Below are 12,776 nucleotides of genomic sequence, written 5' to 3'. Positions count from 1 at the left end.
ATGGACGAAGACCGTTCATTGGTGATCGTCGAGGATGACGAGACCTTCGCACGGACCCTGCAGCGTTCATTCGAGCGTCGCGGCTACCGCGTGTGGGTGGCCGCCAGTCCGGATGCGCTGCGCGAGGTGTTGAGCACGACCACGCCGCGTTATGCGGTGGTCGACCTGAAGCTGGGGCAGGCGTCGGGCCTGGCCTGTGTGCAGACGCTGCACGCACATGATCCCGAGATGCTGATCGTCGTGCTGACCGGCTTTGCCAGCATCGCGACGGCGGTGGAGGCGATCAAGCTGGGCGCGTGCCACTATCTCGCCAAGCCGTCCAATACCGACGATATCGAGGCTGCGTTCCACAAGGCAAGCGGGGACGCGACGACGGCGATCACCGACCGTCCCAGCTCGATCAAGACGCTGGAATGGGAGCGGATCAACGAGACGCTGGCCGAGACGAACTTCAATATTTCGGAAACCGCAAGACGGCTGGGGATGCACCGTCGCACCCTCGCGCGGAAACTGGAGAAGCGCCACGTCCCCTGACGTGGCGCTTTCCCCGATCAGCGGCGCTTTTCGGCCGCGATCCAATCCGCGATCTTCTTTTCCAGCACCGGCATCGGCAGCGCGCCGGTATCGAGCACCTCGGCATGGAAGCGGCGAGGGTCGAACTTCGCACCCAGCTCGGCCTTGGCCTGCGCCTTCAACCGGCTGATCGTCAGCTGACCGATCTTATAGGCCAAGGCCTGGCCCGGAATGGCGATGTAACGCTCGACCTCGGCGGTCGCGTCGGTGCGCGCCATGGGCGAGTTGGCGAGCATATAGTCGATCGCATGATCGCGGGTCCAACCCTTGGCGTGGATGCCGGTATCGACGACCAGCCGCATCGCGCGCAGCATCTCGTCGTTCAGGCCGCCCATCCGCTGATAGGGATCGGTTTCCATGCCCAGTTCGGGCCACAGCGTCTCGGCATAGAGGGCCCAGCCCTCGGCATAGGCGGTGTTGCCGCCGAAGCGCATGAAGGCGGGAAGCGCCGCATTTTCCTGCGCCAGGCTGATCTGGAAATGATGGCCCGGCACCGCTTCGTGGAGATAGAGCGTCTCCATCTCCCACATATAGCGCGAGGGGAGGTCATAGGTGTTGTAGTAGAAGACGCCCGGCCGCATCCCGTCCGGGGTGCCGCCCTGATAGGAGCCACCGGCATCTGTCTTTTCCTTGAAGGCCGGGACCGGACGGATTTCGAGCGGTGTCTTGGGGATCAGCGAGAACTGCTCGCGGATGCGCGCATCGACGCGGCGGCCGATCGCCTCATAGCCTTCGCGAAGCTGTGCCGCGCTCTTGGGCGCGAAACGCGGGTCGGTGCGCAGGAAGGTGAAGAACTCCGCCAAACTGCCCTTGAAGCCGACGGCTTGCTTCTGGACCTCCATCGCCTTCAGGATACGCGCGACCTCGGACAGGCCGAGCTGATGCACGTCCTCGGCCTTGAGGGGCAGGGTGGTGTTCTGTTCGATCAGATAGGCATAGAGCTTGTCGCCGCCCGGCATCCCCGACAGGCCGACCGTATCGCGCGCCACAGGCAGATAGGTGTCGGCCAGGAAGGTCCGCATCCGCCGCTCCGCCGGTACGATGACGTCGCGGATCTGCGCGGCATAGGCGGCCTTCAGTCGTGCTTGCTCGGCTGCCGGGACGGTGGCGGGGAAATTCATGACCGGACCGTAGAAGGTCGACTTCTCGACCGGCACGGCAAGCAGATTGTCGAATTGGGCGATCATGTTGCGCACGACCAGCTTGGGCTGGACGATGCCGCTTGCCATGCCCTGCCGAAAGCGGGTGATCGCTTCGTCCAGCAGGCGGGCATATTCGACGTTGCGCTTCAGGTTGTTTTCGTAATCGGCCACCGTGTTGAACGGCGCGGCGCCCTGGCCCGAGGCGAATTCGGGGTAGAAGGTCTGGATGCCGTAGAAGTGATCCATGGGTCGTACGATCGTCAGCGCGACGATGGCGGGATCAAAGCCCCTCAGCGTCGTCTCGCCCTGCTGCTTGAAGACGTCATAGGCGACCTGGTTGGTCGGAGTCAGCCTGGCCCGATCGATCTGGCCCAGGGCCTTCAGGTCCTTCTCGGTCGCCGCGCGCTCGGCCGCGATATAGGCGTCGGAAAAGAAATCGCCGATCCGGTCGGCCCGGCGCATGTCGCCTCGGAAGATGCCGCTGATCGGGTTGCGCGCCAGGCTCGCTTCGTCGCTGTCATGGAAAAGCTGCTTGAGCCGGGCGTCCTCCTTGCCCTCACCGGGTTGAGGCGCCGCGATGGGGGTGGCCTGCGCCTGGACGATGGCGGGGGCGCTCAGCGAGAGGGCGGAAAGGACGATGGCGAGGGAGGAAGAGCGCAAGCGGATATCCCGGTGAGAGCGTTGGAGCAATCTTGGTAGAAAGCCCCGTTCGCACCCGCAAGCCGTTGCGGCATAACCCCAAAAAAGAAGCGCCCCGCGATCGCCATCGGATCGCGGGGCACCGTCTGCTCGCCATGGGGGGCGAGCTTAGACCGAGGTCTTGTTCGTCGCCGCCTTGGCCGCGGCCGACCCGGCATTGCTGGCAGCCTTGACCACATCGTCGAACAGCGACTTGGCGCGGTCCTTGGCGGCGTCCTTGGTCAGACCGGCTTCCTCCAATTCGCGAAGACCCGTCTCGCGCGCGGCCTGGGTCGCCTGGCGGATCGTCTCGCCCAGCTTCTTGCCGAGCGGGGTGAGCAATTCCTTTTCGCGCGCAGAACGCGGAATCAGCGCACCCGCGATCACGCCGACGACCAAACCGCCGACGAGGATGCCGAGCGGATTGGATTCGATCGAACGGGCCGTCTTGTGCGCCAGCTCGCCTGCCTTGTCCTTGGACGTGTGGAGCGCGGTTGCGGCCTTGTCCTTCGCGTCGTGATAGGCCTGCGACGCGGTTTCGCGCGTATGGTCGATCTTTTCGCGGAGGGCAGTCTGCTGATCGTGGGTTTCGGTGGTCATTGCGAACATCCTTCTGGGCCGTGTCGCGAGGGCGCGCCCCCCGCGAACCAAATCAGCGTTTACGCTTGAACAGGCGGGCGATCCGCCGACGATTGAGGAAGAGGCCGAGCACGGCCACGCCGCCAGCGACGGCGGCAGGGTTGCTCTTGGCGGACTCGAGGCCGCACTTCGCGGCCGTGACGCTCGCCTCGCGTGCCTGCGCAGCCAGTGCCTGCGGCTCCAGCTTCGCCTGGATGCGCGATGCGGTGGCGTTCAGCCGTTCGCGTGCCTCGGCCGCGCGGGTTTCCGCTTCTGCGACGGTCATGCGCCACCTCCCGACAGACGGGATTTGCCCATCATCGCTAAGATGCCGGCAATGATGACGACCACGCCAACGACGATCAGCGTCGCCGCGAAAGGCCCGGTCGCCGGCGCCAGCGCGAAGATCAGGCCGACGAGCAACGCGATCAGCGCCGACAGGCCCAGAACCGCTGCGACCCCGAAGAAGATCGCCGCGCTGCGATAGCGTCCGATCTTATCAGTCGCGCGGGCCTTCGCCAGATCGATCTCGGCGGTGATGAACGTCCGCCCATCATCGACGAGCTGCGACACCAGCGAAGTCAGCGTCTCCGGCTCGGGCGATACCGCCGTCCGCAGGGTTTCGACGACGCGGGTCACGCGGAGGCGTCGACCGACTGGCGGGTTTCGACACCCGACTGGACGACGCGCGCCAGTGCGAAGCCGAGGGCGGCTGCAATGCCGATCGCGACCGCCGGGCTCTTGGCGACGAAGGCGCGGGCGTCGTCGAGTAGTTCCTCGACGTCCTTGTCCTTGATCGCACCCGACAGCGAGGTCACGGTGTCGGCCGCCGAGCGGGCATATTGGCCATATTGATTGCCCAGCTTTTCGTCGACTTGCCCGGCCGCGTCGTTCAGCAGCTGCGCAACCTGATCGAGCGCCGACCCGGCCTTGGCCTTGCCGTCACCGGCCAGCGCCTGGATCTTGTCGACCGCCTGCTGCTGGAACTTGCTGGCGCCGTCCTTCACCTGCTGCTTGGCGTCGGCCAGACCGGCCTTCGCCGTCGAAGCGTCGGTGTCCGATACCAGCGGGGCGTTCGGGGCGGCCACTTCCGGCGCGACCGCGATGTTGGCGCCGAAACCGGGCGTCGCGGTATTAGCGGCGGGGAAGGTGCTGTCGGTGTCAGCCATCGAAAAACCCTTTCGTTACGGCCCGGGCGAACGGGCGGTTTACGTCTTAACCCCGGCAATCGAAGCACGGTTCCATAATTTTACCGCAATTGCCCTTCGCACAGTCACACGGTAGAGCCGCGCCGAGACCACTAGGCTGATGTAGGAGCATCGTTACGTGACCGCAATCATCGACATCCACGCGCGTCAAATCCTGGACAGCCGGGGCAATCCCACCGTCGAAGTCGACGTGCTGCTCGAAGACGGCAGCTTCGGCCGCGCCGCCGTTCCCTCGGGCGCATCGACCGGCGCGCATGAAGCCGTCGAGAAGCGCGACGGCGACAAGAGCCGCTGGATGGGCAAGGGCGTCGAAGCCGCAGTCGAAGCGGTCAACGACGAGATCACCGACGCGATCCTGGGCATGGATGCCGAGGACCAGGCCGATCTCGACCGCGCCATGATCGAGCTGGACGGCACCGAGAACAAGGGCCGCCTGGGCGCGAACGCCATCCTGGGCGTCAGCCTGGCGGCGGCCAAGGCCGCATCCGAAGCGCGGGGCCTGCCGCTTTACAAATATGTCGGTGGCGTCTCGGCGCATCTGCTGCCGGTGCCGATGATGAACATCATCAATGGCGGCGAGCATGCGGACAATCCGATCGATTTCCAGGAATTCATGATCATGCCGGTCGGTGCGGCGAACATCATGGAAGCGGTCCGCTGCGGCTCGGAAATCTTCCACACGCTGAAGAAGGCGCTGCACGAAAAGGGTCTGGCGACCGGCGTGGGCGATGAGGGCGGCTTTGCCCCCAACATCGCCTCGACCACCGAAGCGCTCGACTTCATCATGGCGTCCGTCGAGAAGGCCGGGTACAAGCCGGGCGACGACGTGATGATCGCGCTCGACTGCGCCGCGACCGAGTTCTTCAAGGACGGCAAGTACAATATCTCGGGCGAGGGCAAGATCCTGTCGAGCCATGAGATGGCCGAGTATCTCGCCGACCTGACCCGCCGGTACCCGATCCTGTCGATCGAGGACGGCATGGCCGAGGACGACTGGGAAGGCTGGAAGGCTCTGACCGACCTGATCGGCGACAAGGTGCAGTTGGTCGGCGACGATCTGTTCGTCACCAACCCGAAGCGCCTGAAGAAGGGCATCGAGGGCGGCTATGCCAACTCGCTGCTGGTGAAGGTTAACCAGATCGGCACGCTGACCGAGACGCTGGAGGCTGTGTCGCTGGCGCAGCGTTCGCGCTATACCGCCGTTATGTCGCACCGTTCGGGCGAGACCGAGGACGCGACCATCGCCGATCTGGCGGTCGCCACCAACTGCGGTCAGATCAAGACGGGCTCGCTGGCGCGTTCGGACCGGCTCGCCAAGTACAACCAGCTGATCCGCATCGAGGAAGAGCTGGGTGACTCGGCGCGCTATGCCGGTCGCGATATTCTCATCCGCGCTTGAAATCGGAAGGCGACGGGACGATTATGGTTGCCGTGACCAAGAAACCGTCGCCTTTCATCCGGACCATGCGGCGTGCCGCGCTGCCCGCCCTTGGTCTGACGATCGTTGCCTTTTTCGGTGCCTATGCGGTGCTGGGGCGCAACGGCCTGCTCGCTTATGGCGAGTATCAGCGCCAGCTGGTCAAGCGCGAGCATGACTATGCCGCGCTCGACAAGCGACGGACGGTGTTGAAGAACAGGGTGGCGCTGCTCGATCCTGACCATGCCAATCCGGACATGGTCGACGAGATGGTCCGCAAGGAACTGAACGTCGCGCATCCGGACGAGGTCATCGTTCCCCTGAAGTGAAAAAGGGCGGCCCCGCAAGGCCGCCCTTTTCCGTATCACCGACCCAGGAAGGTCAGCAGGTCGCTGGTGAGGCGGTCGCTGTGCGTGACGTTCAGCCCGTGCGGCGCGCCGTCATATTCGACGAGTTGCGAATGCGCGATGCCCGCCGCTGCGGCGCGGCCCGCCGCATCGATCGGCACCGTTTGATCGCCGGTCCCATGCACGATCAGCGTCGGCACGCGGAACGCGGACAGGTCGGGACGGAAATCCGTCTGGCTGAACGACTCGGCGCAGGCCAGCGTCGGCTTGAGCCCCGCCTGCATCGCCACGCTCGTCGCCCAGTCGAGCACATCGTCGCTGACCGGGCTGCTGATGAAGCCCACACCGAAGAACTGCTTGAAGAAGGTGTGGCGCAGGAAGTTGGCGCGGTCGTCGCGCAGGCCCTGGCCGATCTGGTCGAAGACCGACTGGTCGGTCCCGTGGGGATTGTCGTCGGTCTTGAGCATATAGGGCACAACCGAGGCGATGAGCCCGGCCGCGACCACGCCCTTGCCGTCATGGCGGCTCATGTAGCGGGCGACTTCACCGCCCCCCATCGAGAAGCCGATGATCGCCGCATCCTGCGCGCCGGTCGCCTCCAGCACATCGGCCAGATCGTCGGACAGCGTGTCATAGTCGTACCCCGACCACGGCTGGCCCGAGCGTCCGAAGCCACGCCGGTCATAGGCGATGGCGCGGAACCCGGCCTCGGCCAGCGCCATCATCTGGGCGTCCCACATGTCCGCCGATAGCGGCCAGCCATGGAGCAGCACGACGGGGCGACCTTCACCCCAGTCCTTGACGTAGATGTCGGTTCCGTCGCGGGTCTTCACATAAGGCATCGTCTGCTCCTGCGCATATGGCTATAAGGCGGGAGGTGAACGGGCCGGTCGTGCGGCCGTTCCGTATCCCCGGCGATTGCAGAGCGTCACGGAGTCCAACGATCCCATCGACTTGGATGGGGCCGATCAGGAGGGTAATAAAGCGGCGGTCGCGCATTGCCTTGGTTACGTGATGAAGTCACATTCCCATCATTCGCGATTGATACGGAGCGTGACGGAATGCGGGGATGGCGTGGACTGCTGGCGGGCACGATGCTGGCCGGGCAGCTTGTGGCGGGGCCTGCGATGGCGCAGACCAGCCCGATGACCGAGAATGATCCCTATATCTGGCTGGAGGACAAGGACGGCGCGAAGGCGCTGGCCTGGGTCGAGGCGGAGAATGCAAAGACCCTGCCGCGTCTCCAGAACGATCCGCGCTATCAGACCTTTTACTCCGAAGCGCTCGCCATCGCCTCGGCCAAGGATCGCATTCCGATGCCGGGCCAGATCTATGGCCGCATCGTCAATTTCTGGCGCGATGCCGATCATCCGCAAGGGCTATGGCGCTGGACGACCGAAGCCGATTACGCCTCCGCCGCGCCGAAATGGACGACGCTGCTCGACCTCGACGCGCTCGGCAAGGCGGAGGGCAAGAAATGGGTCTGGAAGGGCCTTTCCTGCCTCAGTCCGGAGGATCGCCTGTGCCTGATCGCCCTGTCCGAGGGTGGCGAGGACGCGATCGAATATCGCGAGTTCGATCTGGAGACCGGCCAGTTCGTCCCGAACGGTTTTCGTCTCTCCACCTCCAAACAGGGCGCGGCTTGGCTCGACAAGGATACGCTGCTGGTCAGTCGTGACTGGGGGCAGGGGACACTTACCAAGTCGAGCTATCCCTTCGTCGTGAAGATGGTGAAGCGCGGAGCACCGCTCGAACAGGCGACCGAGATTTTCCGTGGCGCGCCGACCGACGAACTGGGCACCTATGCCAGTGTCCTGACCGATGCGAAGGGCAATCGGGCGGTCGTGATCGAGCGGCGCCAGACGTTCTTCGGCGGCAGCAAGCTGTTCTGGACGCCAGGCGGCGGGGCCAAGCCGATCGCGATGCCCGCCCGCGCCTTTCCGGCCGGGATGGTCGACGGCAAGGTGATCTTCCAGACCAGCGACGCCTGGGGGCAACATCCGGCGGGTTCGGTCGTCTGGGCGCCGCTGTCCGAGCTGGAAGCGGGGCAGATCACCCCACGCGCGCTGTTCACACCGACCGACCGACAGGCGGTGGAGGGGGTTTTGACCACCAGGGACCGCGTCGTCGTCACCTATATCGACAATGTCCGGGGCCGGGCCAGCATCTTTGCCCCGACGGGCAACGGCTGGGCGGCTACGGCGGTGCAGGTGCCGGACAACATGGCGGTCGATGTGGTCAGCACCAGCGACCGCTCGAATACCGTCTATCTGTCGACCTCGGGCTTCACGACGCCGACCGTGTTGTCGCGCTTCGACGCCGGCCGTCCGGCCGCGCCGCAAGTGCTGAAGACGCTGCCAGCCCGTTTCGATGCCGCAGGCACGACGGTCCATCAATATGAAGCCGTCTCGACCGACGGAACCAAGATCCCCTATTTCGTCGTCCTGCCCAAGGGCGCGAAGCTGGACGGAACGACGCCGACGCTGATGACGGCCTATGGCGGGTTCGAGATTGCCCGCCTGCCCAATTATCTTGGTTCGACCGGCAAGATCTGGACCGAACGGGGCGGCGCGTTCGTCCTCGCCAACATCCGGGGTGGTGGCGAGTTCGGGCCGAAATGGCATGACGCGGGCCGCAAGACCAAGCGTCAGATCATCTATGACGATTTCGCGAGCGTGGCGAAGGACCTCTTCACGCGGCGGATTACCAATCCGCAGAAGCTGGGCATCTATGGCGGGTCCAACGGCGGCCTGTTGATGGGTGTCGAACTGACCCAGCATCCCGAGCTGTGGAAGGCGGTGACGATCCAGGTGCCGCTGCTCGACATGGTGCGGTATCAGAAGATCGCGGCGGGCGATTCGTGGAAGGACGAATATGGCTCGATCGACGTGCCGGAGGAGGCTGCGTTCCTGCGCAAGATTTCGCCCTATGCCAATATCCGCAAGGGCGTCGCTTACCCCGAGCCCTATATCTGGACCACGACCAAGGATGACCGCGTCGGCCCGCAGCATGCGCGCAAATTCACGGCGCGCCTGTCGGAATATGGCATACCCTATCTTTTTTACGAAGATACGGCAGGTGGGCACTCGGGCGATGCCGACATTGCGCAAGGTGCGCGGTTGAGCGCGCAGCAGATGGTATATTTCGCCCAGAAGCTGATGGACGCGCCGAAGCGATAGCCGGAGGGGCCGGGCGTCTCGCACGTCCGGCCTTTCCAATGCCCCATGCGGCAATTATGCTCTTGCTGCACCGCGACAGGATCGGCAAATGCAGGGGATGACCGATATGACGACGACCGAGCGCCGTCCGGCTGAACCGGCGGCAGGCGCTCCCGCCATCATCTTCGAAGCGATCGTCAAGATGCAGGCGGTGTCCGCCATGTATAATCGCGGCGAAGTGGTGCTGGCGCCCCATGTGATCTTCACTCGACACGACGAACTGTATGTCGACGCGACGACGATCGAGCGGGACGGAAAGCCGCCGCGCGAGGAAAAGATGGGCACCTTCAAGCTTGCCGGACTTGGCGCGCTGCGCCTGACGCCCCGGCGGTTCACGGCAAGCGCCCTGTTCGAGCGGGATGCCGAGAAATATCAGGGTGCGGCCCTGATGATGGTCGAGCCGGGCTGATCCTGGAAAAGCCAGGTACCGCGCTTCCGGTGAAACGCGGTACCTGCGAGCCTTAGCGGCAGCGGACCTGGTTCTGCTCGATCGAGCGACCGGCCAAGGCGCCGCCTGCCGCCCCGAGCAGCGTCGCGATCGTGCTGCTCCGCCCGCCGACCAGATTGCCCAGCACGCCACCGGCTGCGCCGCCGATGATCAGGCCGGTCGTGCCGTCCGGGCGACGGCAATAATAGCGACCATCGGTCCCCGCATAGACCCGGTCCTGCGGTTGCAGCACGCGCTCGCGATATTGCGAACCGTCGCGATAGTCGCCGACCGGATCGTAATAAGGTTCGGCATTGCGGTCATAGCCATCGGCCGGGACCGGCGGTGCGACCCGATATCCACCGGGACCAGCCTGTGGCGGGGCGGGGCGATAGTCGCCATCGTCATAGCCGCCCTGGCGCCGCTCGGACTGGTACAGGTCCACTTCCTGACGATAGATCTGATATTCCCGATCGAAGCGCGCCTGCGCCGCCCGGAACCGCGCATCCTGGGCGGCGGTCTGTGCCGTCGCGGGAATGGCCGTTGCGGTGACGGCGGTGGTGATCGCCAAGATGGTCAGACGACGAAAGCCCATCGTTCCTATCCCTCCATACCCCGACAATCGGGGGAGCCGAGCGATACGGTCACGAAAGGATATGGTTCCTGAACGACATCAACCATTCCTCCCCTGCAAGGGGAGGGGGACCATGCGCAGCATGGTGGAGGGGTGTAACCGGTCGTAAGTTTGCCCGATCTCTTCAACGGTGACACCCTTCCGTCAGGGCTTCGCCCTGCCACCTCCCCTTGCAGGGGAGGAATGTGAAGGCTTTTCACCCCTTGGTGACGAAGCTGTCCATCACCCGCTTGCGCCCGGCCTGCTCGAAATCAATCTCCAGCTTGTTGCCCTCGATCGCCGCGATCTCGCCATAGCCGAACTTCTGGTGGAACACGCGCTCGCCGACACGCAGATCGTCGCGCCCCTTCTGCCCCAATCCGACGGAGGGCGAACGCGACTCGACGATCCGAGCGGGACGGGCAGGGGCCGCATTCTGTCCCGTCGCAGCCCGCTGCCAGCCCGGACCGCGCCCGGTGCCGCGCCCGACATTGGCGAAGGGGTCGGCATGTTCGGACCAGTTGGCCCGCCACAGGCTTTCGCCGCCGGTCATGCTCGTCTCGCTCTCGATATGCTCGGGCGGCAATTCGCCGACGAAGCGGCTCGGCAGGCTCGACGTCCATTGGCCATAGATACGGCGATTGGCCGCGTGGAGGATCACCGCCTTGCGCCGGGCGCGGGTGATCGCGACATAAGCGAGCCGCCGCTCCTCCTCCAGGCTGCGCGTGCCGCCTTCGTCGATCGCACGCTGCGACGGAAACAGACCTTCCTCCCAGCCCGCCAGGAACACCGTGTCGAACTCCAGCCCCTTGGCGGCATGGATCGTCATGATCGTCACCTCGGGCTCGCGCTGGTCGCCGTCGCGGTCCATGACCAGCGAGACATGCTCCAGGAACGCGCCGAGCGACTCGTAATCCTCCATCGCGCGGACGAGTTCGGACAGGTTCTCCAGCCGCCCGGCCGCCTCCGCCGACTTTTCGTTCTGGTACATGGCGGTATAGCCGCTCTCGTCGAGCAACTGCCGCGCCAGCTCCGGATGCGCGAGGTCGCGCGCCATGTCGCGCCAGCGGGCGATGTCACCGATCAGATTGCCTAGACTCCGCCGCGCCTGCGGGGTCAGCTCGTCGGTGTCGAGGATGCGCGCCGAGGCGATGGTCAGCGGCAGTCCTTCGGCCCGCGCCAGTTGGTGAATTTTCGCCAGCGCCTTGTCGCCCAAGCCGCGCTTGGGAACGTTGACGATCCGCTCGAACGCCAGATCGTCCGACGGCTGGTTGACGATGCGCAGATACGCAAGCGCATCGCGGATTTCGGCGCGCTCGTAAAAGCGGAAGCCGCCGACGATCCGATAGGGCAGACCGATCGCGATGAAGCGATCCTCGAACTCGCGGGTCTGGTGCGAGGCGCGAACGAGAATGGCGATATTGTCGTAGGAGGTACCCGACCGCCGCGCCGATTCGATCTCCTCGCCGACCCGCCGTGCTTCTTCGGGACCGTCCCAGACGCCCAGCACCTGAACCTTTTCGCCGACGTCCAACTCGGTCCAAAGCGTCTTGCCGAGCCGACCGCCATTATTGGCGATCACCCCCGAGGCGGCGCCCAGGATGTGCGGCGTCGAACGGTAATTCTGTTCCAGCCGGATGACCTTGGCACCCGGAAAGTCCCGCTCGAAGCGCAGGATATTCTCCACCTGCGCGCCACGCCACGAATAGATGGACTGATCGTCATCGCCGACGCAGGCAATGTTCTTGCGCGCCTGGGCAAGCAGTCGCAGCCAGAGATACTGGACGCTGTTGGTGTCCTGATACTCGTCCACCATGATATAGCGGAAGCGCTGCTGATAATGCTCCAGCACGTCGCGATGCGTCTTCAGGATGGTCAGCATGTGGAGCAGCAGATCACCGAAGTCGCAAGCGTTCACGCTGCGCAGCCGGTCCTGATATTGGCGATAGAGTTCGGCCCCCTGGCCGTTGGCGTAACGCTCGGCTTCGCCTGCATCGATATCGCCGGGGACCAGCCCCTTGTTCTTCCATTCGTCGATCAGGCCGCCCAAAGCGCGCGCCGGAAAGCGCTTTTCGTCGATGTCCGCCGCCACGATCAACTGCTTGAGCAATCGCAGCTGATCATCGGTGTCGAGGATGGTGAAATTGGATTGCAGCCCGACCAGTTCGGCATGACGGCGCAGCATCTTGGCCCCGATCGCATGGAAGGTGCCCAGCCATGGCATTCCCTCCACCGCGTCGCCGACCAGCCGCCCGACGCGCTCGCGCATTTCGCGTGCGGCCTTGTTGGTGAAGGTGACCGACAGAATCTCCGACGGCCAGGCCTTGCGCGTATAGAGAAGGTGCGCGAGCCGTGCGGTCAGTGCCGCCGTCTTGCCCGTGCCCGCGCCCGCCAGCACCAGTACCGGCCCGTCCGTGGTCAACACCGCCTCGCGCTGCGCGGGGTTCAACGTCCGAAGATAGGGATAATCGGCCAGCGAAGCGGCGGGATCGGAAGAAAGCACGGTCATCGCGAACAGTTAGGGAACGTTTGCGG

The 12,776-nt window shown here is 64.8% G+C and carries 13 protein-coding genes; 5 read left to right on the top strand and 8 right to left on the bottom strand.

Annotated features, from left to right (window positions below; genetic code table 11):
- The gene (locus GGQ89_RS04455; protein WP_056434929.1) at window positions 1–534 is read left to right on the top strand and encodes a response regulator transcription factor; all 534 of its coding nucleotides are present in this window, start codon (window positions 1–3) and stop codon (window positions 532–534) included.
- 17 nt (window positions 535–551) lie between these two features.
- On the opposite strand, the gene GGQ89_RS04450 is transcribed toward GGQ89_RS04455, so the two are convergent.
- The 5 genes from GGQ89_RS04450 to GGQ89_RS04430 form a co-directional block, all read right to left on the bottom strand.
- Entirely contained in the window at window positions 552–2,381 is a 1,830-nt protein-coding gene (locus GGQ89_RS04450) for a DUF885 domain-containing protein (protein ID WP_380773320.1), read from the bottom strand.
- A 141-nt stretch (window positions 2,382–2,522) separates the two neighbouring features.
- Entirely contained in the window at window positions 2,523–2,993 is a 471-nt protein-coding gene (locus GGQ89_RS04445) for a hypothetical protein (protein WP_240456491.1), read from the bottom strand.
- 52 nt (window positions 2,994–3,045) lie between these two features.
- Window positions 3,046–3,297: a phosphatase gene (locus tag GGQ89_RS04440; RefSeq protein WP_184104394.1), complete on the bottom strand. Its 252-nt coding sequence runs from the start codon at window positions 3,295–3,297 to the stop codon at window positions 3,046–3,048.
- Window positions 3,294–3,650, bottom strand: coding sequence for a phage holin family protein (locus tag GGQ89_RS04435; protein ID WP_056434925.1), 357 nt, complete (start codon window positions 3,648–3,650; stop codon window positions 3,294–3,296). Before GGQ89_RS04435 ends, GGQ89_RS04440 begins: the two co-directional genes overlap by 4 nt.
- Window positions 3,647–4,180 carry a hypothetical protein gene (locus GGQ89_RS04430; RefSeq protein WP_184104392.1) on the bottom strand — a complete coding sequence of 178 codons (534 nt, stop codon included), beginning with the start codon at window positions 4,178–4,180 and terminating at the stop codon, window positions 3,647–3,649. Before GGQ89_RS04430 ends, GGQ89_RS04435 begins: the two co-directional genes overlap by 4 nt.
- Window positions 4,181–4,337: 157 nt before the next feature.
- Between GGQ89_RS04430 and eno the strand changes: the two genes are divergently transcribed.
- Together eno and GGQ89_RS04420 are read left to right on the top strand one after the other, a co-directional pair.
- Window positions 4,338–5,618 carry a phosphopyruvate hydratase gene (eno, locus tag GGQ89_RS04425; protein WP_076716240.1) on the top strand — a complete coding sequence of 427 codons (1,281 nt, stop codon included), beginning with the start codon at window positions 4,338–4,340 and terminating at the stop codon, window positions 5,616–5,618.
- A gap of 65 nt (window positions 5,619–5,683) precedes the next feature.
- On the top strand, window positions 5,684–5,965 hold the full coding sequence (locus tag GGQ89_RS04420) for an FtsB family cell division protein (protein WP_089413591.1): 282 nt from the start codon (window positions 5,684–5,686) through the stop codon (window positions 5,963–5,965).
- A gap of 35 nt (window positions 5,966–6,000) precedes the next feature.
- Here the strand turns inward: GGQ89_RS04420 and GGQ89_RS04415 are convergent, their stop codons facing one another.
- Complete coding sequence (locus GGQ89_RS04415) at window positions 6,001–6,825, bottom strand: alpha/beta fold hydrolase (RefSeq protein ID WP_076716242.1); 825 nt, start codon at window positions 6,823–6,825, stop codon at window positions 6,001–6,003.
- Window positions 6,826–7,044: 219 nt separating this feature from the next.
- On the opposite strand from GGQ89_RS04415, the gene GGQ89_RS04410 reads away from it, so the two are divergent.
- Window positions 7,045–9,162 (top strand): prolyl oligopeptidase family serine peptidase, encoded by a 2,118-nt coding sequence (locus tag GGQ89_RS04410; RefSeq protein WP_184104390.1) that lies wholly within the window; start codon window positions 7,045–7,047, stop codon window positions 9,160–9,162.
- 88 nt (window positions 9,163–9,250) lie between these two features.
- On the top strand, window positions 9,251–9,610 hold the full coding sequence (locus tag GGQ89_RS04405) for a hypothetical protein (protein WP_380773262.1): 360 nt from the start codon (window positions 9,251–9,253) through the stop codon (window positions 9,608–9,610).
- Window positions 9,611–9,662: 52 nt separating this feature from the next.
- Here the strand turns inward: GGQ89_RS04405 and GGQ89_RS04400 are convergent, their stop codons facing one another.
- Both GGQ89_RS04400 and GGQ89_RS04395 read right to left on the bottom strand, forming a co-directional pair.
- Window positions 9,663–10,223, bottom strand: coding sequence for a glycine zipper 2TM domain-containing protein (locus GGQ89_RS04400; RefSeq protein ID WP_184104388.1), 561 nt, complete (start codon window positions 10,221–10,223; stop codon window positions 9,663–9,665).
- Between the two features lie 235 nt (window positions 10,224–10,458).
- Window positions 10,459–12,750, bottom strand: coding sequence for an ATP-dependent helicase (locus tag GGQ89_RS04395; RefSeq protein WP_184104386.1), 2,292 nt, complete (start codon window positions 12,748–12,750; stop codon window positions 10,459–10,461).
- Window positions 12,751–12,776 lie beyond the last annotated feature (26 nt).

Source organism: Sphingomonas yabuuchiae, from assembly GCF_014199595.1.
In the GTDB taxonomy this organism is placed as follows: Bacteria; Pseudomonadota; Alphaproteobacteria; order Sphingomonadales; family Sphingomonadaceae; genus Sphingomonas; species Sphingomonas yabuuchiae.
Note: the sequence above shows the minus strand (reverse complement) of the source record. Positions and strands in the feature narration are given on the sequence as shown.

Bases quoted from the DNA above. Each gene is read 5' to 3' on its own strand.
- GGQ89_RS04455 (WP_056434929.1), top strand. From the start codon at position 1: ATGGACGAAGACCGTTCATTGGTGATCGTCGAGGATGACGAGACCTTC.
- GGQ89_RS04445 (WP_240456491.1), bottom strand. From the start codon at position 2,993: ATGACCACCGAAACCCACGATCAGCAGACTGCCCTCCGCGAAAAGATC.
- GGQ89_RS04440 (WP_184104394.1), bottom strand. From the start codon at position 3,297: ATGACCGTCGCAGAAGCGGAAACCCGCGCGGCCGAGGCACGCGAACGG.
- GGQ89_RS04430 (WP_184104392.1), bottom strand. From the start codon at position 4,180: ATGGCTGACACCGACAGCACCTTCCCCGCCGCTAATACCGCGACGCCC.
- GGQ89_RS04420 (WP_089413591.1), top strand. From the start codon at position 5,684: ATGCGGCGTGCCGCGCTGCCCGCCCTTGGTCTGACGATCGTTGCCTTT.
- GGQ89_RS04415 (WP_076716242.1), bottom strand. From the start codon at position 6,825: ATGCCTTATGTGAAGACCCGCGACGGAACCGACATCTACGTCAAGGAC.
- GGQ89_RS04410 (WP_184104390.1), top strand. From the start codon at position 7,045: ATGCGGGGATGGCGTGGACTGCTGGCGGGCACGATGCTGGCCGGGCAG.
- GGQ89_RS04405 (WP_380773262.1), top strand. From the start codon at position 9,251: ATGCAGGGGATGACCGATATGACGACGACCGAGCGCCGTCCGGCTGAA.
- GGQ89_RS04400 (WP_184104388.1), bottom strand. From the start codon at position 10,223: ATGGGCTTTCGTCGTCTGACCATCTTGGCGATCACCACCGCCGTCACC.
- GGQ89_RS04395 (WP_184104386.1), bottom strand. From the start codon at position 12,750: ATGACCGTGCTTTCTTCCGATCCCGCCGCTTCGCTGGCCGATTATCCC.